The sequence below is a fragment of the Brevundimonas sp. UBA4553 genome (assembly GCF_002387245.1).
GTDB lineage: Bacteria > Pseudomonadota > Alphaproteobacteria > Caulobacterales > Caulobacteraceae > Brevundimonas.
Map to the genome: position 1 here is coordinate 1 of NZ_DGLD01000014.1, position 23,223 is coordinate 23,223.

The following is a 23,223-nucleotide window of genomic DNA, read 5'->3' on the forward strand; positions in this document are numbered from 1 at the left end:
GGCGGTTGCGATCGAATCCTCGGTGGCCGGTTCGGCTGCCGAAACGGCCTACCTGGCTGACTTCAACGCCCTCGGCAATGAAATCACCAAGGCTCTGGGCGGCGCCACCTTCGACGGCGTCAACCTGTTCTCGACGGCTGCGGCCGACATCGAGGTCAAGACCGGCACCGGCTCGACGGACAAGTTCGTCCTGAAGGCCACCGGCGCGGCCACGGCTGTCGCCACCGCCGGCGGGTCCATCGCTCGGGCCGCCGCGACCGCCGCCGCCGTTGAAACCGAGATCAAGGCCTTTACGGCCGTGCTCGGCGGCCTCGGCACCAAGTCCAAGTCTCTGGAAAGGTCGCTGACCTTCACCAGCAAGATGCAGGACGCTCTGGAAGTCGGCGTCGGCAACCTGGTGGACGCCGATCTGGCCAAGGAAAGCGCGCGCCTGACCGCGCTGCAAACCAAGCAACAGCTGGGTGTGCAGGCGTTGTCGATCGCGAACCAGTCGAGCTCGGTTCTGCTCGGCCTGTTCCGCTAACAAGACGTGGTCGAGGGCGGGTCTTCGGGCTCGCCCTCGTTCGCACATCCGGAGACAGGAGGCGCGGCTTGGCCGCGTAAGGGGAAATGGCAGATAATGTCGCAAGACTCCCTAGTGTAAGTCTCGTTCAACGCGACGCCCACGGTCAGGGCGTCGAGCTGCGGCAACCCAAGGCCGAACCCGACGCCGGACGCTATCGTCTGACGATCGAGGAAGGTCCCAACGGGTTTGTCTACATGACCCGCGATCGCGTGACGGGCGAAGTCATTCGTCAGTTGCCGCGTGAGGAGGTCGTGAAAATGAGCGCGAGCCCGGCGTACGGGGCAGGCGGAGTGATCAAGACCGAGGCCTGATCGCCGCAAGTAGCTTGGAACGCAGCGCCGCCGGCTTGCCGAGCGGCGCCGCGTTCGTTTCTACGCCGTTAACCATACGCTCAGGAATCAGCGACATTAGTAGCCTTCAGAATTTGAACTGGGGCTAGAAGCCATGACCAACAGCGTTCTCACCAATGCCTCGGCGTTAATCGCGCTCCAGAACCTCAATTCGACGAACAACAAGCTGGCGGCGACCCAGAGCCGGGTGAATACGGGCCTTAAGGTCCAAGGCGCCAAGGACAACGCCGCCACCTGGGCCATCGCCCAGAACCAGCGCGCCGACACGGGCGCCCTGGAATCGGTCAAGACGAGCATGAACCGCGCCACCTCGCTGGCCGATGTCTCGCTGGCCGCTGGCGGACAGATTTCCGATCTGCTGATCGAGATGCGCGAAAAGGCCACCGCCGCAGCGGACCCGTCGTCGACGCCCGCCTCCCGCAAGGCCTACAACGATGAGTTCCAGTCGCTTCTGAAGTCCCTCGATTCCTTCGCCAAGAACGCGACCTTCGACGGCGAGAACATCCTGAACGGCACGGTTACGACGGCCTTGGACTTCCTCGCCAACGTCGGCGCCACCGAAACCATCTCGATGAACCGCCAGAATCTGACCCTGGCTGGCGTAGGGTTGCAGTTGCCCGCTCGTGCAGCAGCGGCCGGTCCGCCTGTCGTGACGGCGCGTCCTGCCGGTCCGCCTCTGCTGGACACGCTGGAGAACGCGCAGGAAGCCTTCACCGCCGTCGTCGGGGCTCTTGATAACGCCAACGCCAAGCTGGCCGAGCTGGGCGCGCAAGCCAAGCAGGTCGAAAAGCACAACATCTTCGTCGGCAAGCTGATGGACTCGCTCGAGGTCGGCATCGGCAACCTCGTCGATGCGGACATGGCCAAGGAAAGCGCTCGCCTGCAGGCGCTTCAGGTCCAGCAGCAACTGGGCGCTCAGGCCCTGTCGATCGCCAACCAGGCGCCGCAGATCATCCTGTCCCTGTTCAAGGGCTGACCTACCTGAAGTAGCGGGGCGCGCCGTGGCCGAGTGAGATCGGCGGCGGCTTGCGCTTCGCGGGGCGCGGCATGAGGCCATAAAGGCTCGCCAGTCTCAGAAACAGCCAACGCACGTACGACATGGGCGCTTGTCCCGCTTGCCTGTGGTTGGCCGGTAACGCCGGCTAACCGTCGCCGTTCCCGTCCGATCTTAAACAGTTCGTTACCAGCTTCGCCGCAAGCTGGACGCAGGAGCGTATCGGTCTGTGATCAACAACAGCTATCTTCTCGGCTTGTACGGCGGGACCTCGACCTTCTCTGGAGGTCTGGGCGCGACGTCTGTTGCTGTGAAGAAGCAGCCGACAGCTCCTTGGGCTACGACGGTCAAGCCGCAGAACCAGTCCGACCTGCTGCGCGCCGCGCTGAGCGGGCGACGCTTGATCAATGAAGATAATGCGACGCTTGACGTCAAGAACGCCTCGTCGGGCGACTATCGCAAGATCTTCGCCATGTATCAGGGCCTCACCATGCTGGAGGCCATCGCCGATCGGGCGGGGCAGAAGAACCTCACCACACTCGAACGGTCGCAACTGACCAAGCGCATGGACGCGGGGCTGGCGGAAATCTCGGCCTACCTGGGCGAGGCCAAGTTCGACGGCGTGCGGATGGTTCAGGGGCTGTCTGCGACCAAGGCGCAGACCGGCGCCGCCGTTCCTCGCGATTCGGCGAAGTATGTGACCGGCGCCGTCCACACCGGGGCCTTGGCCGATGAGGTCGCGGCCTTCCAGGGCGATGTCCAGTTCAACATCACCGTGAAAAAGACGGGCGGCGATCAGGTCGTCGCCATCAACCTGGCCGAGATGGGCTCCGATCCGCGGACGCTCCAGTCGGTGGTCACCTATATCAACAGCAAGCTGGAAGCGGCGGGCGTCGAAACTCGCATGGGCCGCGAACAACTGCCGTCGGAGCCGCGCGTCATCAAGAGCGGGGACAAGACGATCACCTTGCCCGCAGGGCCCGACAAGTGGGCCCTCAACCTCCAGGGCGTGTCGTACGAAAAGGTCAGCTTCACCCCCGTGACGTCATCTGACGCCGTCTACGTGGTTCAGGGCGTTGGCAAGAGTGGCGGTCACGAGGTCCTCAAGTTTCAGGAACGGGCCGGCCAGACGACCAGCGGCGCGGCGTTCTGGGTCGAAGGGCAGGTGGGGCAGTCTGGCCTGCCCGAAGGCGTCGAGACGGTCCGCGCCAGCGCTACGGGGCCGGACGGCTCGATGTGGATCGTCGCCGACGTGAGCGTTGGAACCGCGACCCAGCCCATCAAAGGGCAGGGCGACGTCGTTCTGATGAAGCTGGATTCGGCGGGCAAGGTGGTGCTCAGCCGGGCCTTGGGCGCGGCGTCGACCGCCAGCGGTTACGCCATTGCGGTGGACGATGACGGCCGCGTCGCCGTGGCCGGTTCGGTCGTCGGGGCGCTGACGCCCGGCGTGTCTGGCGCTGACGCCACCGTGGCCGACAGCTTTGTCACTGTCTTTGACGCCAAGGGCGTCGAGCAGTGGACCCAGCGTCGCGGGGCCAAGGCGGCGGATGAGGCGACAGCTGTGTCTTTCGGCGCAGACGGTCGCGTCTATGTGGCAGGGCGCTCTCAGTCCTCCATGCCGGGCGCGCTCGCGTCGGGCGGCTGGGACGGCTACGTCCAGGCCTTCAGCGAGAACCAGATCCACAGCCTGGCGCCGATCACCGCTACGGCGACAGGAATTAATCAGTTCGGGACGGCCGGCGACGACAGCGTCCAGGCCATGACCACGGACGGCGACAAGCTCTATACGGCCGGGATCGAGAACGGTCGCATGATGGTGCGTCAGTTCCAGATCGGCGCCGCCGGATCGCCGGAGTTGTTGTCCTCTCGCGACCTCGGCCACGCCAGCGGCGAGATCGCTGGCCTGTCGGTCGTCAACGGCCAGGTGATCCTGGCGGGCACGACGCGGAACGGCGCCCTGGACATCGGCCAGATCAACACCGCCCATTCCGGCGGCACGGACGCCTTTGTCGCCGTGATTTCCGACGATTTGAGCGCGTCGGCCAGCGATCGTCTGACCTATTACGGCGGGCAGGGCGACGACACCGCCGCCGACGTGAAGATCGTCGACGGCAAGGTCTGGCTGACCGGCGTGTCCGACCGGACGGTCGGCGCCAAGGCCGAGGACCCGACGTCAGGCTATCTCGCGCGGCTGGATCCAATGACCGGCGCGGTCGAGTGGACCCAGACCTGGACCGGCGCGGATCGACAGGCCGCGCCCATGACCATCGCTGTCGCCTCTGGCGGGGCCAGCGTCCTGGATCGCCTGGGGTTGCCGCAGGGCGAAATCCCGCAGTCGGATTCCAAACAGCTGGTCGACGCCACATCCCTGCGGGCAGGGGATCGTTTCTACGTGACATCCGGCACGACCGGACGCTCTGTCGCCGTGACGATCGACGCCAAGGACACGCTGCAGACCCTGGCGCGCAAGATCGAGACGGCTTCCGGCCGCACCCTGACGGTGACGGTCAAGACGGACAAGGACCATGTCACGGGCATGGACGGAGACACCCGCATCACCGCCGGCGGCGTGCAGCGCCTGTCCATCGCCTTCACCAACGGGCGCGAGGGCGCTGTTCTGCGCGCGGGGGAGGCGGGCCGCGACGCCCTGGCCGGTCTGGGTCTGACGCCCGGCTACATTGGTCCCAGCAGCAGCGACCTGAAGACCTTTGGTCTGGATCTGCCCAAGACGCTGAGCCTCAAGGACGCCGAGGCGGCCAAGGCGGCGACCAGCACCATCCAGTTGGCCGTCAAGGCTTTGCGCGACGCCTACAAGGCGCTGGACCCCGACAGCAGCAAGCCCAAGGCGACGGGAACCGTGCCGCCTTACCTGAAGACGCAGCTGGCCAACTATCAGGCGGCGCTGGCACGACTCACAGGCTAGAGGCCTCAAGGCCCGCTTTAGGTTGACGGGCGCGGCGTCGGCGGGGTTATTGGGGCCATCATTGGCGTCGAGTCCCGCATGGCCCTTCCGAAAGACAATCGTACAGTCCTGATCGTCGGGGGCGGCCTGGCCGTTGTCGCGGCCGCCGCCGCAGCCCTGGTGTTCAGCGGTGGCCGGGACCGACCGACAGAAGCGCCGCCGGCGTCGCAGGGCGGACTGACCATTGATCTGGCCGAGGCGCCGACGCTGGAGCCGGCGCGCGAACTGCGTTGTTTCGTCGACGGCCAGTTCGTCGGCCTGGCCACCTTGGCCGATTGCGCCCAGCGCAACGGCGTCGCGACCAGCGCCCTGGACGTGGGGCTGGACGCCACCGGCGCCCTGGCCGCCGCGCCTACCGCCGCCTTCGCCCCGCCACCGGAGCTGCCGGCCGAGCCGACCATCGAGATCGCTCCCGTGGACGAGGGCGCATCCCCTGCGGAGCCTGCGCGTCAGGCGCAGCCTGCGTCCGCCACAGCCTGTCTGCGTCACACCGGTTCGGAATGGCGCTCGATTGGCGGCGGCATGAGCCTGGGCGCCTGCGTGCAGGCGCTCTACGCCGGAACCTGCGTCCGTCCGGGCGAGGCCCAGTATGGGCGTTGGGGCGACACGACCCTGCGTCTGGTGCCGCGCCGCGTCGAGCAGTCGAGCGACAACACACGCTTCCGCACCCTGGCCCAGCAGGACCGCAACTGTCAGTTCCCGGAGCTGGGTCGATGAAACGCAAGATCGTATCCGCCGCTGCGCTGGGCCTTCTGGCCCTGACGGTCGGGGCCTGCGCCCAGAAGGGCGTCGAGGCGCCGACCGAGCCGGGCGTCTGCTACCACGTGGTTCTGGCTGAGGACGGCAAGTCCGCGCCCCTGATCAACGTTGTCGCCCGCGATCAGCCGCAGATCGAGTTCTGCGCTGCGCGACTTGAGGAGATGCGCCTGCGGTTCCTGAGCATGGGCGGCAACAACCGCGACATGATCGGCGCCTATCAGGGGCAGTTCATCTTCATCGACCGGGGTGGGGTGAAGTTCGGCCGCACTCTGACGGGCCAGCGCTTCTTCGCCCTGACGCGCACGGGCGATGGCCGTCTGGCCATTCCGGGCGCCATTCAGCGCGAGATCGACGGTCGCCCCGTCGCCGTCGCCCCCAACTAGAATTCTCGCCCGCTCGGGCGCGAACAAAACTGGAACATTCTGTCGATATCCGCTAGGGATCGGCGGCAAGAACATAAAAGGACATCGGTCATGGCCGGCAGCGTCAACAAGGTCATCCTCATCGGCAATCTGGGCCGCGACCCGGAAATCCGCACCCTGAACAGCGGCGATCGCGTCGCCAACCTGCGCATCGCCACCTCCGAGCAATGGCGCGACAAGGCTACCGGTGAGCGTAAGGAAAAGACCGAGTGGCATGCGGTCGTCATCTTCAACGAAAACATCGTCAAGGTGGCCGAGAACTACCTGAAGAAGGGCTCGACCGTTTACATCGAGGGCTCGCTGCAGACCCGCAAATACACCGACGCGCAAGGCATCGAGAAGTACTCGACCGAGATCGTGCTGCAACGCTTCAACGGCCAGCTGACCATGCTGGGCGGTCGTAACGACAGCCAGGGCGGCGGCGATCGCGGCGGTTACGGCGGCGGCGGCCGCAACGACGACGACTACTCCTCGGGCTTCTCCACCGGCGGCGCCAACAAGCCCTCGGGTCCCAAGGAAAGCTACGACCTGAACGACGACATTCCGTTCTAAGACCTGAAAACTGACGTGGGCCGGGGGGCTTACAGTTACCGCGACGACCCGGCCGTGCCGTCCTTCCCGGACGACCGGCCGCTAGTCCTGTTCGACGGCGATTGCGCCCTCTGTTCCCATTCCGCGCGGACCCTGCTGAAGCATGGTCCGCGTTTTCGTCTGGCGCCGACGCAGTCGGTTCTGGGTAGGGCCCTGCTGGTCCACTACGGCCTGTCGCCCGATGATCCCTCCACTATGCTGGTGATCGAGGACGGGCGCGCCATCAGCCGCTCGGACGGGGTGCTGCATCTGGCGGCTTCCCTGCCGTTTCCCTATCGCGCCGCCGTGGCGGCCAGGCTGATCCCCCGGCCCATCCGCGACGCTGCCTATGGCCTGGTCGCGCGATACCGGCGGCGGTTTTCGGGCCAGACCTGGTGCGCCCTGCCGCCGTCGGGGGCGGACCTCAACGACCGAATTCTGGGATAGACGGATGAGCGACGGGGGACGGGTTCTCGTTCTGGGAGCCAATGGTTTTATCGGCTCGCATCTGGCCGCCGCGCTGTCGCGTGACGGCTGGTCGGTGCGGGCGGGCGCTCGGCGTCCCGTCGAGGCGGCGCGACGCGCGCCGACGTTCGACTGGGTCTGCGCCGACTTCGCCAAGCTGACTTCGGTCGAGGCCTGGGCCCCGCTGCTGGACGGGGTCGACGCCGTTATCAACTGCGTCGGCGTCTTGCAGGACGGGGCGGGGGACAGCACGCGTCTGGCTCATGTCGAGGGACCGCGCGCCTTGATCGCGGCCTGCGAGCGCGCCGGGGTTCGGCGTCTGATCCACATTTCCGCCGTAGGGGCCGATGACGCGGCGGGCACGGCCTATGCCCGCACCAAGGCCGAGACCGAGCGTCTGGTCGAGGCCAGCACGCTGGACTGGCTGATCCTGAGGCCGTCGCTGGTGGTGGATCGTGCGGCCTTCGGCGGCACCGGCTTGATCCGGGCGCTGGCGGCCTTCCCCCTGTTCAGCCCAGTCGTCGGCGGCGACCAGACCTTCCGGCCCATCGCCCTGGGCGACCTGGGCGCGGCCGTCGTCGCGGCGCTGAAGCCGGGTGCGCCGCACCGCGAAACCTTCGACATGCCCGGACCCGAGGCCGTGACCATGGCCGAGACGGTGCGCCTCTATCGCGGCTGGCTGGGCCTGTCGCCCGCGCCTGTGATCCGGGTTCCGCGCCGGCTGGCGGCGCCTGCGCTTGTGATAGGCGATCTGCTGGGCCGACTGGGCTGGTCCTCGCCGATCCGCACCACGGCCATCCGCCAGATGGATCATGACGTTTCAGGTCAGGACAGCGGCTGGGCCGAGCGACTGGGCGTCAGCGCGCGCGGCCTCTCGCGCTTTCTGACCGAGACGCCGGCCTCGGTTCAGGACGTCTGGCACGCGCGGCTGTGGTTTGTGCGGCCTGTGTCGATCCTGACCCTAGGCCTGTTCTGGCTGATCACCGGACTGATCAGCTTCGGGCCCGGCTGGAACGGGGCGCTGGCCATCCTGCACGAAGGCGGCTTCGGGCGCTGGGCCGGGCCGATCGCCTGGTGGGGCGCGCTGCTGGACGTGGTGCTGGGGCTGGCCCTGTTCGTGCGGCCGTGGACGGCGCGGGTGGCGATCTTCATGTGCCTATCGACGGTGGGCTATCTGATCGCGGGAACGCTCAGCCTGCCGCACTACTGGATCGATCCGCTTGGACCGTGGCTGAAGGTCTTGCCGATGATGGCGCTATGCCTGTTCGTGGCAGCGACGGACGCGAGGCGCTGATGACCTATCTGATCCTCAAGATCGTCCACATCCTGTCGGGTGCGGTCCTGTTCGGCACGGGGGCGGGCATCGCCTTCTTCATGCTGAGAGCCCACACGACGAAAGACCCGCGCACCGTAGCCTCGGTGGGGCGGATCGTGGTCCTGGCTGACTTCGTCTTCACCGCCAGCGCCGTGGTGGTCCAGCCGATCAGCGGTCTGGCGCTGATCCACCTGCAGGGCTACAGCCTGACCGAGCCGTGGCTGATGGCGGCCTACGCCCTCTATGTCCTGATCGGCGTCTGCTGGTTGCCGGTCGTTTGGTTCCAGTGGCGGATGGTCAAGCTGGCCGAGGGCGCGGAGGCGGCGGGGACGCAGCTGCCGCCTGCCTATCACCGCCTGTTCAGGGCCTGGTTCCTCCTGGGCTGGCCGGCCTTTGCGGGCGTGATCGGCATCTACGCTCTGATGGTGGCCAAGCCGGTGTTCTAGGTCCGGGCTTCTAACGCGCGAAGCGGCCCTGCGCGGCGGCTGCGGCCAAGGCTTCGCGAACGGCGGCGGTCAGTTCGGGCAGGGACTGTACCTGTCTGACACCGTAAGCCTGGGCCGTGATGTCGACGTTGCCCTTGCGCCAGAAGCCGTCGGGGGCCAGCACGATCAGCTTTCCACCGCGCGCGTGCAGGCCCATTTCCAGCAGGCTGATGGGGCTCTGGGTGCCGGGCGCGAAATACATGACGATGACGTCGGCGGCTTCCAGCGCGGCCAGCTCCCACTCGACCTGACGACGGAACTCCGGCTCATCGGCTTCGGGACGCCAGTTCGGGTTCCAGTCGGGGCGACGCGGGTTGAGGATGACCACGTCCATGTCAGCCAGGGCCGAGGTCATCGCCGCCTGCCAGTCGGGCGCGCCGCCCATGTCGATGCTGCCGCCGAGGAAGACGCGCGGGCGGCTGTCGTCGATGGGCAGGGGCTGGGGCGAAACCACGGCGGTCGGACCCTGGGCGGGCTGCGCCAGGGCGGGCGCGGCGCTGAAGGCGGCAAGGGACATGGTCAGGGCGGTCAGCGTGCGGTTCATCGATCGGCCTCGTTCTCGCGAAGGGGCGGGGCATAGCATCCGGTCGGGCGAAGACTAGGGCGATGATGACGGAAAAGAGCGGTCATCGAACGTGACGGGCCTTTCGTGACCGCCTGTGGCATCAGGTCACGGTGTCCAGCCATCGTCACTCCCCGCTGAGCCTGCTCGAGATCGCCGCCATCATCGCGGTGATGTTGATCTGGGGCGTCAACAACGCAGCCGCCAAGATAGCCACCGAGGTCATGCCGCCGCTGATGGTCGGGGCCCTGCGTTTCGCCGTCGCCGCCGCCTGTCTGGTGTGGTTCGTGCGGCCGCCGTTTCCGAATTGGAAGAGCCTGCTGATCATCGCCGTGGTGGGCGGCCCGATCCACTATGGCCTGATCTATCTGGCCTTCTGGCTGGCCCACGACGTCAGCCCGGTGACGGTGGCGACCCAGCTATGGATCCCGCTGACCTCGCTGTTCGCCTTTATGCTGCTGGGCGAGCGGATCAGTCGGATGGCCACGATCGGGTTGGTCATCGCCTTTGTCGGGGTGGCGTGGATGACGCTGGACCCGCACGCGCTACAGGATTGGAAGGCCATTGCGGTGGGAGCCTTGGGCGCCTCGGCCTGGGCCCTGACCACGGTGGTCGCGCGCCGCACGACCTCCATCCCGCCCCTTAAGATGCAGGGTCTGTTGGCCCTGATGGCCTTCCCGGCCCTGACCATTGGTTCGCTTGTGTTCGAGACGGGACAGTGGGAGGCCGCGCAGATCGCGCCGCCGATCGTCTGGGGGACGGTGGTCTGGGCGGGCGTGATCTCTTCGGTGTTTGCGACCAGCCTGGTCTTCTGGCTGGTGCAGCGCCGCGAGGCGGGGCGGGTCACGCCCTATCTGCTGGGCTCGCCGCTGGTGTCTATCCTGATCGGCTGGCTTTGGATGGGCGACGTGCTGACGCCGCAGATCCTGACCGGGGTGGCCATCGCCCTGATCGGCGTGGTGACAGTCGCCCTGGGGGAGCGCGGCCTGCGCGCCGGCGCCCCCGCCAAGGTCTGATCGTTAGTTCGCGCTGAGGACAGCGCAGGCCACGCGGTCGCCGGCCCCGCCGATGGGCTGGCTGTTGTGATCGTCCGGGTTGGCGTGAATCACCAGAGCCGAACCGTCCGCATCCCATAGCCACTGACCGGGGCCGTCCTGGCTGATCCGTGCCTTGGTCGTGAAGAACTCGCCATGGGCCGAGCCGTCTGCGGCGGCGTAGAGGTTAGGCAGGTCGCCGTCATCCGGGCCCTCGGCGTTCAGCAGGCCGTGCGGGGTCTTCGGATCGGTGTGGTTGATGTGGGCGCCCGCCGAGGTGAAGGGCGCGGCGCACTGGCCCGTGGCGTGGATGTGGATGCCGTGCCAGCCGGGCGTCAGGCCCGTGGCCTCGACCTTGATCAGCAGGCCCGTGGCGCCCTGCGTCAGGGTCGCCTTGCCGATTTCGGCGCCTTGGCCGTTGATGATCGCGGCCTGACCCGTCTGACCCGGCGTGGCGCGAGGGATCATTGCAGAGTGGTCCGCGGCGGCGGCCTGAGCGGTCGCGCCATGGCCCATGGCGGCATGATCATGGGTTTGAGCAGAGGCGCTCGCGGCGATCATCGAAGCGGCGACGAGGGTGGTGACGGTGGCGGCGGTCAGACGCATGGTTTTCCTGTCCTTTTGGGCATGGGGATATCAGCGGCGTTTCTTTGCCACCACGGCCCCCGGATGCTAGAAACCGAAACAGCGGATCACGTTCCGATTCCGGCCATTTAAAGCCTGATTTCCTTGACCGACGACAGCTACGACAACGCCGCACCTTCGGCGCCCGGCGACATCTCCATCATCACGATCGAGGACGAGCTGAAACGCTCCTACCTCGACTACGCCATGAGCGTCATCGTCAGCCGCGCCCTGCCGGACGCGCGGGACGGACTGAAGCCTGTTCACCGCCGCATCCTCTATTCGATGCACGACCTGAACATGACGCCCGAGCGGTCGTATTCGAAGTGCGCGCGCGTCGTCGGTGACGTGCTGGGTCGCTTCCACCCGCACGGCGACGCCTCGGTCTATATGGCCCTGGTGCGGATGGCGCAGCCCTTCTCGATGGGTCTGATGCTGGTCGACGGTCAGGGCAACTTCGGCTCGGTCGATGGCGATATGCCGGCCTCCATGCGTTATACCGAGGCCAGGATGGCCCCGGCGGCCGTGGCCCTGCTGACCGACATCGAAAAAGACACGGTCGATTTCCAGCCCAACTACGACGAGAAGGAGCTGGAGCCCGTCGTCCTGCCGGCGCGGATTCCCAACCTGCTGGTCAACGGCGCGGGCGGCATCGCCGTCGGCATGGCGACCAACATCCCGCCGCACAACCTGGGTGAAGTCGTCGACGCGGCCGTGGCGCTGCTGGACAACCCCGACATGGGCGACGAGGCCCTGCTGGACATCGTGCCTGGTCCCGACTTCCCCACGGGCGGCGAGATCATGGGCCGCACCGCGCCGCGCAATGCGCTGCGCGACGGACGCGGCTCGGTCATCGTGCGCGGCCGCGCCTCGGTCGAGGAGATCCGCAAGGATCGCGACGCCATCGTCATCACCGAACTGCCGTTCCAGGTGAACAAGCAGACCCTGATCGAACGCATCGCCGAAATGGTGCGCGAGAAGCGTCTGGAAGGCATTTCCGACGTCCGAGACGAGTCCGACCGTCAGGGCATGCGGATCGTCATCGAGCTGAAGCGCGACGCTTCGGGCGACGTCATCCTGAACCAGCTGTTCCGCTACACGGCGCTGCAAAGCTCGTTCGGCGTCAACATGCTGGCGCTGAACCACGGCCGGCCCGAGCAGATGGGCCTGCGCAAGCTGCTGGAGCTCTTCCTCGAGTTCCGTGAGGAAGTGGTCGTCCGCCGCGTCAAGTTCGAGCTGGCCAAGGCCCGCGATCGGGGCCACGTCCTGGTCGGTCTGGCCGTCGCCGTCGCCAATATCGATGAGGTCATCCACATCATCCGCAGTTCGGCCGATCCGGCCGAAGCGCGCGAGCGACTGCAGGCCAAGGCCTGGCCGGTCGGGGACATGATGGCTCTGGTCGAGCTGATCGCCGACCCGCGCACGGTGCTGGTTGAGGGCGACAAGATCCGCCTGACCGACGAACAGGCCCGCGCCATCCTGGCCCTGACCCTGTCGCGTCTGACCGGCCTGGGCCGCGACGACATCTTCGGCGAGGCGCGCGGTCTGGCCGACACCATCCAGGGCCACCTGACCATCCTGTCGGACCGCGCCAACGTCCTGGCCATCATCCGCGAAGACCTGTTGCTGGTGAAGGATCAGTTCGCTGTCCCGCGCCGCACCCTGATCGGGGAGGGCGACGCCGAGATGGAGGACGAGGACCTGATCCCGCGCGAGGACATGGTCGTCACCGTCACCCACGGCGGCTACGTCAAGCGCGTGGCCCTGAACGCCTATCGGACCCAGCATCGCGGCGGCAAGGGCAAGTCGGGCATGACGATGAAGGACGAGGACGCGATCACCGGCGTCTTCTCGGCCTCGACCCACACCCCGGTCCTCTTCTTCGCCACCAACGGCAAGGCCTACAAGCTGAAGACCTGGCGCCTGCCGCTGGGCACGCCGCAGTCGCGTGGCAAGGCCTTCGTCAACCTGCTGCCCATCGAGCCGGGCGACAGCATCATGAACGTGCTGCCGCTGCCGGAGAACGAGTCCGAGTGGGACAACTACGACATCATGTTCGCCACCCGGTCGGGCGACGTGCGGCGGAACAAGCTCAGCGATTTCGCCACGGTGAACCGCGCGGGCAAGATCGCGATGAAGCTGGAAGACGACGACCGCATGGTGGGCGTGGCCATCTGCAACGCGGACGACGACATCCTGCTGACCACCAAGCTGGGTCGCGCGATTCGCTTCAAGGCTGACGACGTGCGCGTCTTCAAGGGCCGGGATTCGACCGGCGTGCGCGGCATCCGTCTGCAGGGCGACGACGAGGTCATCTCGATGGCCGTTCTGGGCCGGGTCGACGCCTCTCCGGAAGAACGCGCCGCCTACGTCAAGCACGCCAACGCCATGCGCAAGGCCTTGGCCGGTGCGGACGCGGACGAAGACGTCGCTGTGGTCGAGGCGGATGACGAGGACGTGGGCGACGCCGCCCTGTCGGTCGAACGCATCGCCGAACTGGGCGCGGCGGAACAGTTCATCCTGACCGTCACGGAAACCGGCTTCGGCAAACGCTCCTCCGCCTATGAATATCGCCGCACCGGTCGCGGCGGGCAGGGGCTGACGGCCCATGGTCTGGGCGGTCGCGCGGGCACGCGTCTGGCTGCCGCCTTCCCGGTCGAAGAGTCGGACGACCTGATGCTGGTCACCGACGGCGGCCAGATGATCCGCACCCCGGTCAGTCAGGTCCGCATCGTCGGCCGTTCCAGCCAGGGCGTGACCATCTTCCGCACCGGCAAGGACGAGAAGGTCGTTTCGGTCGAGCGCCTGCCCGACTCGGGCGGCGACGACGACGGCGCTGATGAAGCTGCGAGCGAAGAGGGCGGCGAGGGCTGAGCCTGCATGGCCGTCGTCCATGAACTCTGGGTCGACGGCCAGGCCGCCTCACAGGCGGATCTGACCTATCATGCGCTGTTCAACTACGGCGCCTTCACCTCCTTCGGCTTCGAGAACGGGGGCGTGAGGGGGCTGAACCTGCACCTTGCACGGCTGGAAGCCACGGCCCTGGAGCTGTTCGGCGAGGCTGTGAACGAGGGGCGACTGCGCGCTCTGATCCGCTCAGCCCTTGCCGGGCGACAGGAGGCGTGGCTGCGCGTCAGCCTGTTCTCGCCCGAGGTCTGGACGCGCGAGCCTCACTGGATCGGCGCGCCCAAGGTCATGATCGGCGTCTTCACGCCGCCAACGCCGCTGGCGGGCGGGGTTCGATTGCAGCCTCAGGTCTATGGACGTGAAGCCGCCCATTTGAAGCATGCCGCGACCTTCGGTTTGCTGCGGGCGCGGCGCCTGGCGCGACAGGCGGGTTTCGACGACGCCCTGTTCACCGACCCGTCGGGCCTGATTTCCGAGGGTTCGCTATGGAATATCGGGTTTTGGCGAGGCGATGAGGTGATCTGGCCCCAGGCCTCCATGCTGGAAGGCGTGGCCCAGACGCTGATCCGGCAGGGGCTGGACCACGGTGGCGTGCGCCAGCATCTGCGGCCCGTGGGTCTTGACGATCTGGCTGGCCTCGACGGCGCTTTTCTCTGCAACAGCGCCACGCCTTCCGCATCTATCGCCGCGATCGGCGCCCATCAGTTTGGCGACGCAACGGATCTTTCGCGGATGATCGAAGCCGCCTGGCGATCAAACCCGTGTCAGACGATCTAGGCCGTTGATTTCGCACCTGCTAAACGGGACGAAACGCGGGGAGGCGAAGGCCATGCGCATCGGCTTGTATCCGGGGACTTTTGACCCGGTCACGAACGGCCACATGGACATCATCGGGCGGGCGATCAAACTGGTCGATCGGCTGGTCGTCGGCGTGGCCCAGAACGACGATAAGGGGCCGCTGTTCTCCACTGCCGAGCGTGTCGAGATGCTGAAGACCGAGGTCGCGCGCTTCAACGCCGACATCGAGGTGCGACCCTTCAGCAGCCTGCTGATGCATTTCGCCGAAGAGGTGGACGCCAACGTCATCGTGCGCGGCCTGCGCGCGGTCGCGGACTTCGAATACGAGTTCCAGATGACGGCGATGAACCAGCGCCTCAACAGCGACATAGAGACCGTGTTCCTGATGGCCGATCCGCGCCATCAGGCCATCGCCTCGCGGCTGGTGAAGGAGATCGCCCGTCTGGACGGCGCGATCGAGAGCTTCGTCAGCCCGACGGTCGCCGCCCAGGTGCGCGCCAAGGTGCAGCGCTAGATTTCAGGACAATCAATGAACCTCAATATACTTCTGGCCGCCGCTGCGGTCTCGATGATGGCGGGCGGCGCTGCGGCCCAGACGGCGGAATGGCGCACCGTGTCGCCCGAGAATCTGCTGGTGATCGACACCTCCAAGGGCCGCGTTCTGGTCGAGCTGGAACCGCGCGCGGCGCCGAACCACATCGAACGCATCCGTACCCTGACTAACCAGGGCTTTTATAACGGGCTGAAGTTCCACCGCGTCATCCCGAACTTTATGGCCCAGACCGGCGACCCGGAAGGCACGGGCGCCGGGGGCAGCGAACTGCCGGACGTGAAGGGTGAGTTCACCTTCCGCCGCGGGCGCGACAGCGGCTTCGCCGCGGTTGAGAACAGCGGGCCCGGCGTGCGCGGGATCATGGGCAGCCTGCCGGTCGTGACCCAGCCCGACGCGCAGATGTTCGTCACGGCTGATTTCAAGGTCGGCGCCGGCGGCCTGTTCTGCCCTGGCGTGGCCGGCATGGCGCGCGCAGGATCGCCTGACAGCGCCAACAGCCAGTTCTTCCTGATGACCGGTCAGAACGACAACCTGAACGGCGGCTACACGACCTTCGGCCGGGTGGTTCAGGGTCTGGAGGTGGTCAAGTCGTTGAAGGCAGGCGACGACGCCAGCGACGGGGCCGTCGGCGCCGACGCGGACACCATGACCAAGGTGCAACTGGCCTCGGCGCTGCCAGAGGGCCAGCGCCCCACCGTTCGCGTGGCCGTGCCGGGTTCGGAGCCTTTCAACGCCGCTGTGGAGGCCGCCCGCACGGCGCGCGGCGCCCAGTTTGGTATCTGCGACGTGCAGCCGGTGGTTCAGATCACCGGCGGCTGAGTTTTCTGATCGGGGAGGGGACAGGATGCGCTTTTCAACGGGTTTGGCGGCGGCGTCCGTCCTGATGCTGGCCGGATCGGTCTGGGCGCAGGAGGCGGCGCCGACGGCGACGGCGCCCGTCGCCACGGCCTCGGAATGGCGGTCGGTTCCGGCTGAGAACCTGCTGGTGATCGACACCAGCAAGGGCCGGATCCTGGTCGAACTGGCCCCGGAGGTCGCGCCAGGGCACGTCGAGCGCATCCGCCTGCTGGCTGGCCGAGGCTTCTTCGACGGCCTGCTGTGGCATCGGGTCATCGATCAGTTCATGGCCCAGACCGGCGATCCCCTGGGTACCGGCGAGGGGCAGAGCCCCTATCCGGACCTGAAGGCTGAGTTCACCTTCCGCCGCGACGGACAAACGCCGTTCACGGCCGTGGCCGCGCCTGCGGGGGCTGTATTGGGCTTCCTGCATTCCCTGCCGGTCCAGACCCAGCCGGACGCCTTCAGGGCCACGACGGCCGACAAGAAGGTCCACGCCTGGGGGCTTTACTGTCCCGGCGTCGCCGGCATGGCTCGCGACGAGGCGCCAGACAGCGCCAACAGCCAATTCTTCCTGATGCGCCAACCTTATCCGTCGCTGGACAAGCGCTACACGATCTGGGGCCGGGTCGTGTCCGGTCTGGACGTGGTGCGGACCCTGAAGTTCAGCCCCAACCCTGACGGCATCGTCGCCGACCCGGATCGCATGACGCGGGTGCGGGTGGCCTCGGACCTGCCGGAAGCAGAGCGCCCGACGGTTCGAGTGCTGGATACGGCCTCGCCGCAGTTCCGCGTCCTGGCCGATGCGGCGCGTCAGACCAAGGGTGCGGACTTCTCGGTCTGCGACATCGACCTGCCGGTTCAGGTGGCCGGAGCGCCCGCCGCCTGATTGCCAGCCTGGCCGTTGTTGCGACCCCGGCGACGGCGTCGGCGAGGCTTCTGGCGATCCTCGCGCATCCTTTGCAGCAGCAGACCCTCGCGAAGGCCCCTGTCGGCGACGCGCACGCGTTCGCACGGCCAAGCCCGCTGCACCGCTTCCAGGATCGCAGCCCCCGCCAGGACCAGATCGGCGCGATCGGGACCGATGCAGCTTTCGGCCGCTCGACCCGCCGGACCTAGCTGCTTCAGCCGCGTCGCCGCCGCCTCGCAATCGGCGCGCGTCATCCACAGGCCATCGACCAGATCGCGCTGGTAACGGCGAAGGCCCAGATGGATGCCCGCCAGGCTGGTGATCGCCCCGGAGGTGCCGACCATATGCACCTTGCCGCGTTCGAAGAGGTCGCGCACGCGCGCATCGTTCGGCCCCCCGGCGGCCAGATGTACGCCGACGTCGGCGACCATGGCTTCATACCAGGCGGCGGTGTCGCCTGACGGTTCCGGGTGGCGCTCGGCCAGGGTGACGACGCCCAGCGGCGCCGACATCCAACCCTTGCTCTCGAAGCCGCGCGCGCTGCGCGTCATCCACGACAGTTCCGTGGATCCGCCGCCCACGTCGATGACCAGAACCGCCTCGGCCCTTGGGTCAAACAGATTGAGACAGCCAGCGACCGAAAGGCTGGCTTCCTCGGCAGGGTCGATGATCTTGAGCTTCAGGCCAGTGCCGCGACGCACGCGCTCGATAAAGGCCTCGCCATTGTCGGCGGCGCGACAGGCCTGTGTCGCGACCGCCGTGAGACGGCTGGCCTCCAGACCCTTGCGGGCCACCCGCTCGGCGCACAGAGCCAGGGCGTCATAGGCCCGGTCCATGGCCCGGTCATCGAGGCGTCCGGTTCGAGACAGGTTTTCGCCCAGCCGGACGATGCGGCTGAAGCTGTCGACCACCCGGAAACCGTCGCGCGACGGACGCGCGATCAGCAGGCGGCAATTATTGGTCCCCAGGTCGAGCGCGCCGTAGAGGGGCGCATCGCGACCGGAAGCCCCTGAATCGCGGGACTTCGTGGGCTGGGACCTCGCGTCGCGCCGTGCGGGCGCGCCAGGGGTCTCCGGCATGGGCCGTGCTTTCATGTGGGCGGTCCGAACCGGCGCCCGTCCCTGTCAGGTTAGACCGGTCGGTGCGATCAAGCCAAGACATTCTGTCACATAGATGAACGGGGCGTATGCATCCGCTTCAGGCGAGCGAACGTATCTGTTGCATCATGACCCAGGTTCACAAAGCCAGGTTCGGCCTCGGACAGATCGTCCGGCATCGTGATCACGCCTTCCATGGCCTGGTCATGGATGTGGATGCCCGTTACGCAGGCCCGGCCGCAGAGACGGGTATGGTCAGTGCCGATCAGCCCTTCTATCGCATCCTGATCGCCGACAGCGAAGGCGGACTTCTGGCCTACGCGGCCGAAGACGCCCTGGTCGCGACGCCGGAGATCGAGCCCCTGTCGCCGGACGACGAACGCCAGTGGTTCACGATCGACGCCCAGGGCCGTCACGCGCCGCGCTCGCAAACGTTGCAATAGACGTGCGTGACGACGGCCAGTCGGCGCGCTAATCTGCCCGCAACGGCCGTCAGAGCCGCGAGGAGCGTTCCCATGTCCGATTTCGAACACGTCTTTGAAGCCCCGCCGGAAGGCGCCGCCGCTGATTGGACCATTCCGCAGAACTGGGCGGCCTACACCGACGTCGAGCACGAGACCTGGAACACCCTCTACGCCCGGCAGATGAAGATTCTGCCCGGCCGCGCTTGCGAGGCCTTTATGCGCGGGCTGGACGCGCTGGACCTGAACATGGGCGGCATCCCCGACTTCGAGGTGATGAACCCCAAGCTTCAGGCCCTGACGGGATGGACCGTGGTCTGCGTGCCCGGACTGGTGCCGGACGAGGTGTTCTTCGACCATCTGGCCAATCGTCGCTTCGTCTCCGGTCAGTTCATCAGGAAACCGGACCAACTGGACTACCTGCAGGAGCCGGACATCTTCCACGACGTCTTCGGCCATGTGCCGATGCTGACCGACCCTGATTTCGCCGCCTATATGGAGGCCTACGGCAAGGGCGGCCAGCGGGCGCAGTCGCTGGGGATGTTGAAGAACCTGGCTCGCCTCTACTGGTACACGGTGGAGTTCGGTCTGATGAAGGAGGCCGACGGCCTGCGCATCTATGGTGCCGGCATCGTGTCGTCGGCGACCGAGAGCGTGTTCAGCCTGGAGGACGCCTCGCCCAACCGTCTGGGCTTCGATCTGGAACGGGTGATGAAGACCCTCTACCGGATCGACGATTTCCAGCAGGTCTATTTCGTCATCGACAGCATCGAGGCCTTGAAGGCGGTGACCCTGCAGGACTTCGGACCGATCTACGACCGGCTGAAGGGCACCGACGACCTGGCTATCGAGGCCATCCTGCCGAGCGATAAGGTTTTCACGCGCGGCACCCAGGCCTATGCCACCAAGGGCGGACGGTTCGCGGCTTAGTCGTTTCGAGGCGCCCGATCACGGATCCACTGTGAAAGCACCCATTTCCGTCCGGAAGTAGGAGGCAGGCCGGCATGCACCGTGTGACGATCCACCTGTCCATTTGGCAGGACGTTGGACCACATAAGCGCTTCGCCCTTCCGCCCGCGGTGGCGAAGGTCCGGCGTCGCGAAAGCGGTCTCGCCCCCTTCAAAGTCGTTATTCAGGTAGATGAGGCAGGTGACGATGCGCTGGCCGCGCTGGCGTAGATCCGTTGCGAACCCGGGGATGGCGGGGTCGAGAAAATCGACATGCCAATCAAAGGATTGCCCGATCTCATAGGTTAGGACCTGGGTGTGTTCAAACCCCACGACCGGCACGCCGCTGGCTTGCGAGATACGCCTTCGCGCCAAGCCTACGATCATATCTGCGTCAGGGCCGACGAATTTACCTGAGCTGTTCGTTCGGCCGCTGTCGGCGCGACCCGTGCCGGTCGTTTCATCATAGACCTGCGCTGGACGAACTAGCTTTTCAGCGCGTTCCACGAGCCATTGGCACATTGCTGGCGGTAGCAAATCGGTCAGGACGAGTATGACGGGCGCACCGCAAAGAGGACGCGGTTCAGGCGTCTGAGGCCAAAGATGTTGATCGGTCCATTGGTCAAGAAGCGCCATCTGGGTGGCTGCATCCCGATGCCCCATGGCGACGGCTTTTCCCAGCCAGCCCATTCCAGCCCGCCATGATTCAGCATCGCCGTGGCTCACGACTAGATCGACGGCGCGCTGATAAGCGGTGGCTGCGTCGATTCCGGTCGGGTTGTTCGGCGGGATCGAAGTGGACGACATCATGCGTTCAGTGTGTGTTGATCTCGAGTGTTCCCGTCAAGCCAAGGCCCGTTGGAACGGATAGAAGCCGTCCCCTAGCCCCAGGATCCCCGTCAATTCATCCAAGGCGCCGCGCGTTTCGTCGAGCAGGGCTGGGTCGGCGAGGTCGCTAGCGGTCAGGCTGTCGCGATACCAGCGCGCGGCCCAGATGCTGAGGGTGCCGTGGAGTTCGTCGGTCAGGCGCATCGACGGGTTGGTAGCGGCCAGTTCGTCGTCGGTCAGAACGACGCGCAGACGCAGACAGGCCGGACCGCCGCCGTTGCGCATGGACTGGCGCACATCGACATATTCGACCCGGCCGATGGGACCATTGGAGGCGGCGAGACGTTCGGCGACCGCGTGGCTGCGGGCGTTGTCGCGGGTCTCGGTGGGGCAGATCAGGGTCAGACGATCCTCGCCCGGGATCTGGATCAGCATGGAGTTGAACAGATAGGAGCTGATCGCGTCGGCCAGCGGCAGGTCGGCGGCGGAAACCTCGACGAACTTCGGCTCGAACAGGCCGTCGGCGGCGCGGCGGATGGCGGCCTTGGTCGCGTCGGTGTCCTCGAACGCCAACTCGTGGAAGAAGAGGGTGTCCAGGGCGCCGACGCAGACCACGTCATTGTGGAAGGTGCCGCCGTCGATGGCCGCGCGCGACTGCTGGGCCAGAACCGGGCGACCGGCTTCGTGGCGACGGACGATGGCTTCGGAGGCCTCGCGTGTCTGGCGGGCGGGGAAGCGGCCGTCCCAGGGCTCGAAGGCTTCGCGGCCCCAGACCAGAAGATTGACCCCGCGCGCGCCATGCTCGGCGCACAGGCGGACGTGGTTGGCGGCGCCCTCGTCGGCCAGATGGGCGACGGCGGGCAGGGCGTCATGGACCGCGAACCGGCGGGCGTCAGGGAAGAGGGCGTCCAGCGCCCGCTTCGTCTGGGCGTGCTCCAGCGAGCGGTGCAGGTTGGTGTGCAGGTTGGCGGGGGTGAAGTGGACCCGGCCGTCGGCGGCGTCGGCGCTGGGCGTCACGGTCGCTGCGTTGGCGGCCCACATCGGCGAGGCCGAACAGGCGGCGGCGGCGAAGGCGGGCGCGTCACGCCAGGCCTTGGCCAGCACGGTCTTGTCCGAGCCGGTGAAGCCGAGGCGGCGCAGGAAGGGGATGTCGGGCCGTTCGTGCGGGGGCAGGACGAACTGAGGCAGGCCCAGGTCCGCCAGCCGCTTCATCTTGTCGAGGCCCTGCAAGACCGCCGAGCGCGGATTCGACGCCTCGCCCTTGTTCAGGCTGGAGGCGAGGTTGCCCGGCGACAGGCCCGCATAGGAATGGGTCGGCCCGATGAGGCCGTCTGCGTTGGCTTCGATAGCGGAAATCATCCCCGCAAGCCCTTGATCTCGCTTTCGATGTTCTTAACCGCGCCGGCCTCGAAACTGGCGACGGGGTAGGCGCAGTAGTCGGCGGCGTAGTAGGCGCTGGGGCGGTGGTTGCCGCTGGCGCCGAGGCCGCCGAAGGGCATGTCGCCCGCTGCGCCCGTGGTCGGGCGGTTGAAGTTCACCACACCCGCGCGAATGCGGTTGATGAAGCGGTCCCAGTTCTTCGCATCGTCCGAAATCAGACCGGCGGACAGGCCGTACTTGGTGGCGTTGGCGGCGGCGATGGCGGCGTCGAAGGTGGGGACGCGAATGACCTGGAGGAAGGGGGCGAACATTTCTTCGTCCTCGACAGCGACCCCGGTGACGTCGATGATGGCGGGCTTCACGAAGGCGCCGGGCAGGTTGTCGACTGGGCCGGAGGCGCGGATCACGCGCGCGCCCGCGTCGATGCGCTGTTGCAGGGCGGCCAGCGCGTTGCTGGCGGCCTTTTCCGAGATCAACGGTCCGGCATAGGGTTCGGGATCGCTGTCCCAGGGGGCGAAGTTCAGGCGGTCGGACATGGCGGCCACGGCTTCGACGATGGCGTCGCCCGCCGCGCCTTCCGGCAGGATCAGGCGGCGCGCGCAGGAGCAGCGCTGGCCGGTGGTGACGAAGGCGGACTGGACCACGATGCCTGCGACGGCCTCGGCGTCGGCGGCGTCCCAGACGACCAGAGGGTTATTGCCGCCCAACTCCAGCGCCAGGATGATGTGGGGATCGTCAGCGAACTTGCGCCGGAAGTGCGCGCCCGCCGCGCCCGAGCCAGTGAACATCAGGGCGTCGATGGGTTGGTCCAGCAGGGCGGCGCCGGTGTCGCGTCCGCCCTGGACCATGTTGAACACGCCCTTGGGCAGGTCGGCGGCGTCCAGGCATTCGGCCATCAACTGACCGGTCAGGGGCGTTTCCTCGGACGGCTTGAACACGACGGTGTCGCCCGCCAGCAGGGCCGGGACGATATGGCCGTTGGGCAGGTGGCCGGGGAAGTTGAACGGGCCGAGCACCGCCGAGACGCCGTGCGGGCGGTGACGCAGGACGGCGCGCCCGAAGGCGGTGTCGGCGGTGCGCTCGCCGGTGCGCTCGTCATAGGCGCGGATGGAGATGTCGACCTTGCCCGCCATCGAGGCCAGTTCGGTTTTCGTCTCCCAAAGGGCCTTACCGGTCTCGCGGCTGATGGCCTCGGCCATTTCGGGGGCGCGGTCTTTCAGGACGGCCTGATAGCGTTTCACCGCATCGATGCGCTCCTGACGCGGGCGGTCGGCCCAGTCGGGGAAGGCGGCGCGGGCGGCCTCGACGGCGGCCCCGACCTGTTCCGTGGTGGCGGCTTCGCCTTCCCAGACGGTTTCGCCGGTGGCGGGGTTGGTGGAGGCGAAGCGGGTCATGGCG

At 67.0% G+C, this 23,223-nt stretch carries 24 protein-coding genes; 18 read left to right on the top strand and 6 right to left on the bottom strand.

What is annotated here, in order from left to right; all coding sequences use genetic code 11:
• The 10 genes from B4A39_RS09490 to B4A39_RS09535 all read left to right on the top strand — a co-directional run.
• Window positions 1–523, top strand: a 523-nt coding sequence (locus B4A39_RS09490) for a flagellin (protein ID WP_292035873.1), incomplete at its 5' end; no start/stop codon positions are given.
• A gap of 86 nt (window positions 524–609) precedes the next feature.
• A complete protein-coding gene (locus B4A39_RS09495) occupies window positions 610–876 on the top strand; it encodes a hypothetical protein (RefSeq protein WP_292035875.1) in 267 nt (88 codons plus the stop codon).
• 133 nt (window positions 877–1,009) lie between these two features.
• Window positions 1,010–1,891 carry a flagellin gene (locus tag B4A39_RS09500; protein WP_292035877.1) on the top strand — a complete coding sequence of 294 codons (882 nt, stop codon included), beginning with the start codon at window positions 1,010–1,012 and terminating at the stop codon, window positions 1,889–1,891.
• Between the two features lie 247 nt (window positions 1,892–2,138).
• Entirely contained in the window at window positions 2,139–4,832 is a 2,694-nt protein-coding gene (locus B4A39_RS09505) for a transcriptional regulator (protein WP_292035879.1), read from the top strand.
• 78 nt (window positions 4,833–4,910) lie between these two features.
• The gene (locus tag B4A39_RS09510; RefSeq protein ID WP_292035881.1) at window positions 4,911–5,588 is read left to right on the top strand and encodes a hypothetical protein; all 678 of its coding nucleotides are present in this window, start codon (window positions 4,911–4,913) and stop codon (window positions 5,586–5,588) included.
• Window positions 5,585–6,013: a hypothetical protein gene (locus B4A39_RS09515; RefSeq protein ID WP_292035883.1), complete on the top strand. Its 429-nt coding sequence runs from the start codon at window positions 5,585–5,587 to the stop codon at window positions 6,011–6,013. Before B4A39_RS09510 ends, B4A39_RS09515 begins: the two co-directional genes overlap by 4 nt.
• A 90-nt stretch (window positions 6,014–6,103) precedes the next feature.
• Window positions 6,104–6,604 (top strand): single-stranded DNA-binding protein, encoded by a 501-nt coding sequence (gene ssb, locus B4A39_RS09520; RefSeq protein ID WP_292035885.1) that lies wholly within the window; start codon window positions 6,104–6,106, stop codon window positions 6,602–6,604.
• A gap of 54 nt (window positions 6,605–6,658) precedes the next feature.
• A complete protein-coding gene (locus B4A39_RS09525; protein ID WP_292035887.1) occupies window positions 6,659–7,069 on the top strand; it encodes a thiol-disulfide oxidoreductase DCC family protein in 411 nt (136 codons plus the stop codon).
• A 4-nt stretch (window positions 7,070–7,073) separates the two neighbouring features.
• The gene (locus B4A39_RS09530) at window positions 7,074–8,381 is read left to right on the top strand and encodes an SDR family oxidoreductase (protein WP_292035889.1); all 1,308 of its coding nucleotides are present in this window, start codon (window positions 7,074–7,076) and stop codon (window positions 8,379–8,381) included.
• Window positions 8,381–8,848, top strand: coding sequence for a DUF2269 family protein (locus tag B4A39_RS09535; protein ID WP_292035891.1), 468 nt, complete (start codon window positions 8,381–8,383; stop codon window positions 8,846–8,848). Before B4A39_RS09530 ends, B4A39_RS09535 begins: the two co-directional genes overlap by 1 nt.
• 10 nt (window positions 8,849–8,858) lie before the next feature.
• Here the strand turns inward: B4A39_RS09535 and B4A39_RS09540 are convergent, their stop codons facing one another.
• Window positions 8,859–9,431 carry a nucleoside 2-deoxyribosyltransferase domain-containing protein gene (locus B4A39_RS09540; RefSeq protein WP_292035894.1) on the bottom strand — a complete coding sequence of 191 codons (573 nt, stop codon included), beginning with the start codon at window positions 9,429–9,431 and terminating at the stop codon, window positions 8,859–8,861.
• A gap of 131 nt (window positions 9,432–9,562) precedes the next feature.
• On the opposite strand from B4A39_RS09540, the gene B4A39_RS09545 reads away from it, so the two are divergent.
• Entirely contained in the window at window positions 9,563–10,465 is a 903-nt protein-coding gene (locus B4A39_RS09545) for a DMT family transporter (protein ID WP_292035896.1), read from the top strand.
• Between the two features lie 3 nt (window positions 10,466–10,468).
• Here the strand turns inward: B4A39_RS09545 and B4A39_RS09550 are convergent, their stop codons facing one another.
• Window positions 10,469–10,999: a superoxide dismutase family protein gene (locus B4A39_RS09550; RefSeq protein WP_409449571.1), complete on the bottom strand. Its 531-nt coding sequence runs from the start codon at window positions 10,997–10,999 to the stop codon at window positions 10,469–10,471.
• A gap of 213 nt (window positions 11,000–11,212) precedes the next feature.
• On the opposite strand from B4A39_RS09550, the gene gyrA reads away from it, so the two are divergent.
• Genes gyrA through B4A39_RS09575 form a run of 5 tightly spaced genes read left to right on the top strand, consistent with a single transcriptional unit; the run spans window position 11,213 to window position 17,091 of the window.
• The gene (gene gyrA, locus B4A39_RS09555) at window positions 11,213–13,981 is read left to right on the top strand and encodes a DNA gyrase subunit A (protein ID WP_292035900.1); all 2,769 of its coding nucleotides are present in this window, start codon (window positions 11,213–11,215) and stop codon (window positions 13,979–13,981) included.
• A gap of 6 nt (window positions 13,982–13,987) precedes the next feature.
• The gene (locus tag B4A39_RS09560) at window positions 13,988–14,791 is read left to right on the top strand and encodes an aminotransferase class IV (protein WP_292035902.1); all 804 of its coding nucleotides are present in this window, start codon (window positions 13,988–13,990) and stop codon (window positions 14,789–14,791) included.
• Between the two features lie 52 nt (window positions 14,792–14,843).
• Window positions 14,844–15,326: a pantetheine-phosphate adenylyltransferase gene (coaD, locus tag B4A39_RS09565; RefSeq protein ID WP_292035904.1), complete on the top strand. Its 483-nt coding sequence runs from the start codon at window positions 14,844–14,846 to the stop codon at window positions 15,324–15,326.
• Between the two features lie 15 nt (window positions 15,327–15,341).
• A complete protein-coding gene (locus B4A39_RS09570; protein ID WP_292035906.1) occupies window positions 15,342–16,184 on the top strand; it encodes a peptidylprolyl isomerase in 843 nt (280 codons plus the stop codon).
• Window positions 16,185–16,209: 25 nt separating this feature from the next.
• Window positions 16,210–17,091, top strand: coding sequence for a peptidylprolyl isomerase (locus B4A39_RS09575; protein WP_292035908.1), 882 nt, complete (start codon window positions 16,210–16,212; stop codon window positions 17,089–17,091).
• On the opposite strand, the gene B4A39_RS09580 is transcribed toward B4A39_RS09575, so the two are convergent.
• Window positions 17,064–18,191, bottom strand: coding sequence for a Ppx/GppA phosphatase family protein (locus B4A39_RS09580; protein ID WP_292036325.1), 1,128 nt, complete (start codon window positions 18,189–18,191; stop codon window positions 17,064–17,066). The two genes, B4A39_RS09575 and B4A39_RS09580, sit on opposite strands and share 28 nt — an antisense overlap.
• Before the next feature lie 107 nt (window positions 18,192–18,298).
• Here B4A39_RS09580 and hspQ point away from each other — a divergent pair, with 107 nt between their 5' ends.
• The gene (gene hspQ, locus B4A39_RS09585) at window positions 18,299–18,652 is read left to right on the top strand and encodes a heat shock protein HspQ (RefSeq protein ID WP_292035910.1); all 354 of its coding nucleotides are present in this window, start codon (window positions 18,299–18,301) and stop codon (window positions 18,650–18,652) included.
• Window positions 18,653–18,724: 72 nt separating this feature from the next.
• Entirely contained in the window at window positions 18,725–19,600 is an 876-nt protein-coding gene (phhA, locus tag B4A39_RS09590; protein ID WP_292035912.1) for a phenylalanine 4-monooxygenase, read from the top strand.
• Here the strand turns inward: phhA and B4A39_RS09595 are convergent.
• The 3 genes from B4A39_RS09595 to astD are packed head-to-tail and all read right to left on the bottom strand — an operon-like array spanning window position 19,597 to window position 23,219.
• Window positions 19,597–20,427 carry a prolyl hydroxylase family protein gene (locus tag B4A39_RS09595; RefSeq protein WP_292035915.1) on the bottom strand — a complete coding sequence of 277 codons (831 nt, stop codon included), beginning with the start codon at window positions 20,425–20,427 and terminating at the stop codon, window positions 19,597–19,599. The genes phhA and B4A39_RS09595 overlap by 4 nt on opposite strands.
• Window positions 20,428–20,460: 33 nt before the next feature.
• Complete coding sequence (astB, locus tag B4A39_RS09600; RefSeq protein WP_292035916.1) at window positions 20,461–21,804, bottom strand: N-succinylarginine dihydrolase; 1,344 nt, start codon at window positions 21,802–21,804, stop codon at window positions 20,461–20,463.
• On the bottom strand, window positions 21,801–23,219 hold the full coding sequence (astD, locus tag B4A39_RS09605; protein WP_292035917.1) for a succinylglutamate-semialdehyde dehydrogenase: 1,419 nt from the start codon (window positions 23,217–23,219) through the stop codon (window positions 21,801–21,803). The genes astB and astD overlap by 4 nt, the downstream gene beginning before the upstream one ends.
• Window positions 23,220–23,223: the final 4 nt, after the last annotated feature.

Bases quoted from the DNA above. Each gene is read 5' to 3' on its own strand.
- B4A39_RS09570 (WP_292035906.1), top strand. From the start codon at position 15,342: ATGAACCTCAATATACTTCTGGCCGCCGCTGCGGTCTCGATGATGGCG.
- B4A39_RS09560 (WP_292035902.1), top strand. From the start codon at position 13,988: ATGGCCGTCGTCCATGAACTCTGGGTCGACGGCCAGGCCGCCTCACAG.
- B4A39_RS09595 (WP_292035915.1), bottom strand. From the start codon at position 20,427: ATGATGTCGTCCACTTCGATCCCGCCGAACAACCCGACCGGAATCGAC.
- B4A39_RS09550 (WP_409449571.1), bottom strand. From the start codon at position 10,999: ATGGGCCATGGCGCGACCGCTCAGGCCGCCGCCGCGGACCACTCTGCA.
- B4A39_RS09580 (WP_292036325.1), bottom strand. From the start codon at position 18,191: ATGCCGGAGACCCCTGGCGCGCCCGCACGGCGCGACGCGAGGTCCCAG.
- B4A39_RS09530 (WP_292035889.1), top strand. From the start codon at position 7,074: ATGAGCGACGGGGGACGGGTTCTCGTTCTGGGAGCCAATGGTTTTATC.
- ssb (WP_292035885.1), top strand. From the start codon at position 6,104: ATGGCCGGCAGCGTCAACAAGGTCATCCTCATCGGCAATCTGGGCCGC.
- phhA (WP_292035912.1), top strand. From the start codon at position 18,725: ATGTCCGATTTCGAACACGTCTTTGAAGCCCCGCCGGAAGGCGCCGCC.
- hspQ (WP_292035910.1), top strand. From the start codon at position 18,299: ATGCATCCGCTTCAGGCGAGCGAACGTATCTGTTGCATCATGACCCAG.
- B4A39_RS09535 (WP_292035891.1), top strand. From the start codon at position 8,381: ATGACCTATCTGATCCTCAAGATCGTCCACATCCTGTCGGGTGCGGTC.
- B4A39_RS09495 (WP_292035875.1), top strand. From the start codon at position 610: ATGGCAGATAATGTCGCAAGACTCCCTAGTGTAAGTCTCGTTCAACGC.
- B4A39_RS09575 (WP_292035908.1), top strand. From the start codon at position 16,210: ATGCGCTTTTCAACGGGTTTGGCGGCGGCGTCCGTCCTGATGCTGGCC.
- astB (WP_292035916.1), bottom strand. From the start codon at position 21,804: ATGATTTCCGCTATCGAAGCCAACGCAGACGGCCTCATCGGGCCGACC.
- astD (WP_292035917.1), bottom strand. From the start codon at position 23,219: ATGACCCGCTTCGCCTCCACCAACCCCGCCACCGGCGAAACCGTCTGG.
- B4A39_RS09510 (WP_292035881.1), top strand. From the start codon at position 4,911: ATGGCCCTTCCGAAAGACAATCGTACAGTCCTGATCGTCGGGGGCGGC.
- coaD (WP_292035904.1), top strand. From the start codon at position 14,844: ATGCGCATCGGCTTGTATCCGGGGACTTTTGACCCGGTCACGAACGGC.
- B4A39_RS09515 (WP_292035883.1), top strand. From the start codon at position 5,585: ATGAAACGCAAGATCGTATCCGCCGCTGCGCTGGGCCTTCTGGCCCTG.
- B4A39_RS09500 (WP_292035877.1), top strand. From the start codon at position 1,010: ATGACCAACAGCGTTCTCACCAATGCCTCGGCGTTAATCGCGCTCCAG.
- B4A39_RS09540 (WP_292035894.1), bottom strand. From the start codon at position 9,431: ATGAACCGCACGCTGACCGCCCTGACCATGTCCCTTGCCGCCTTCAGC.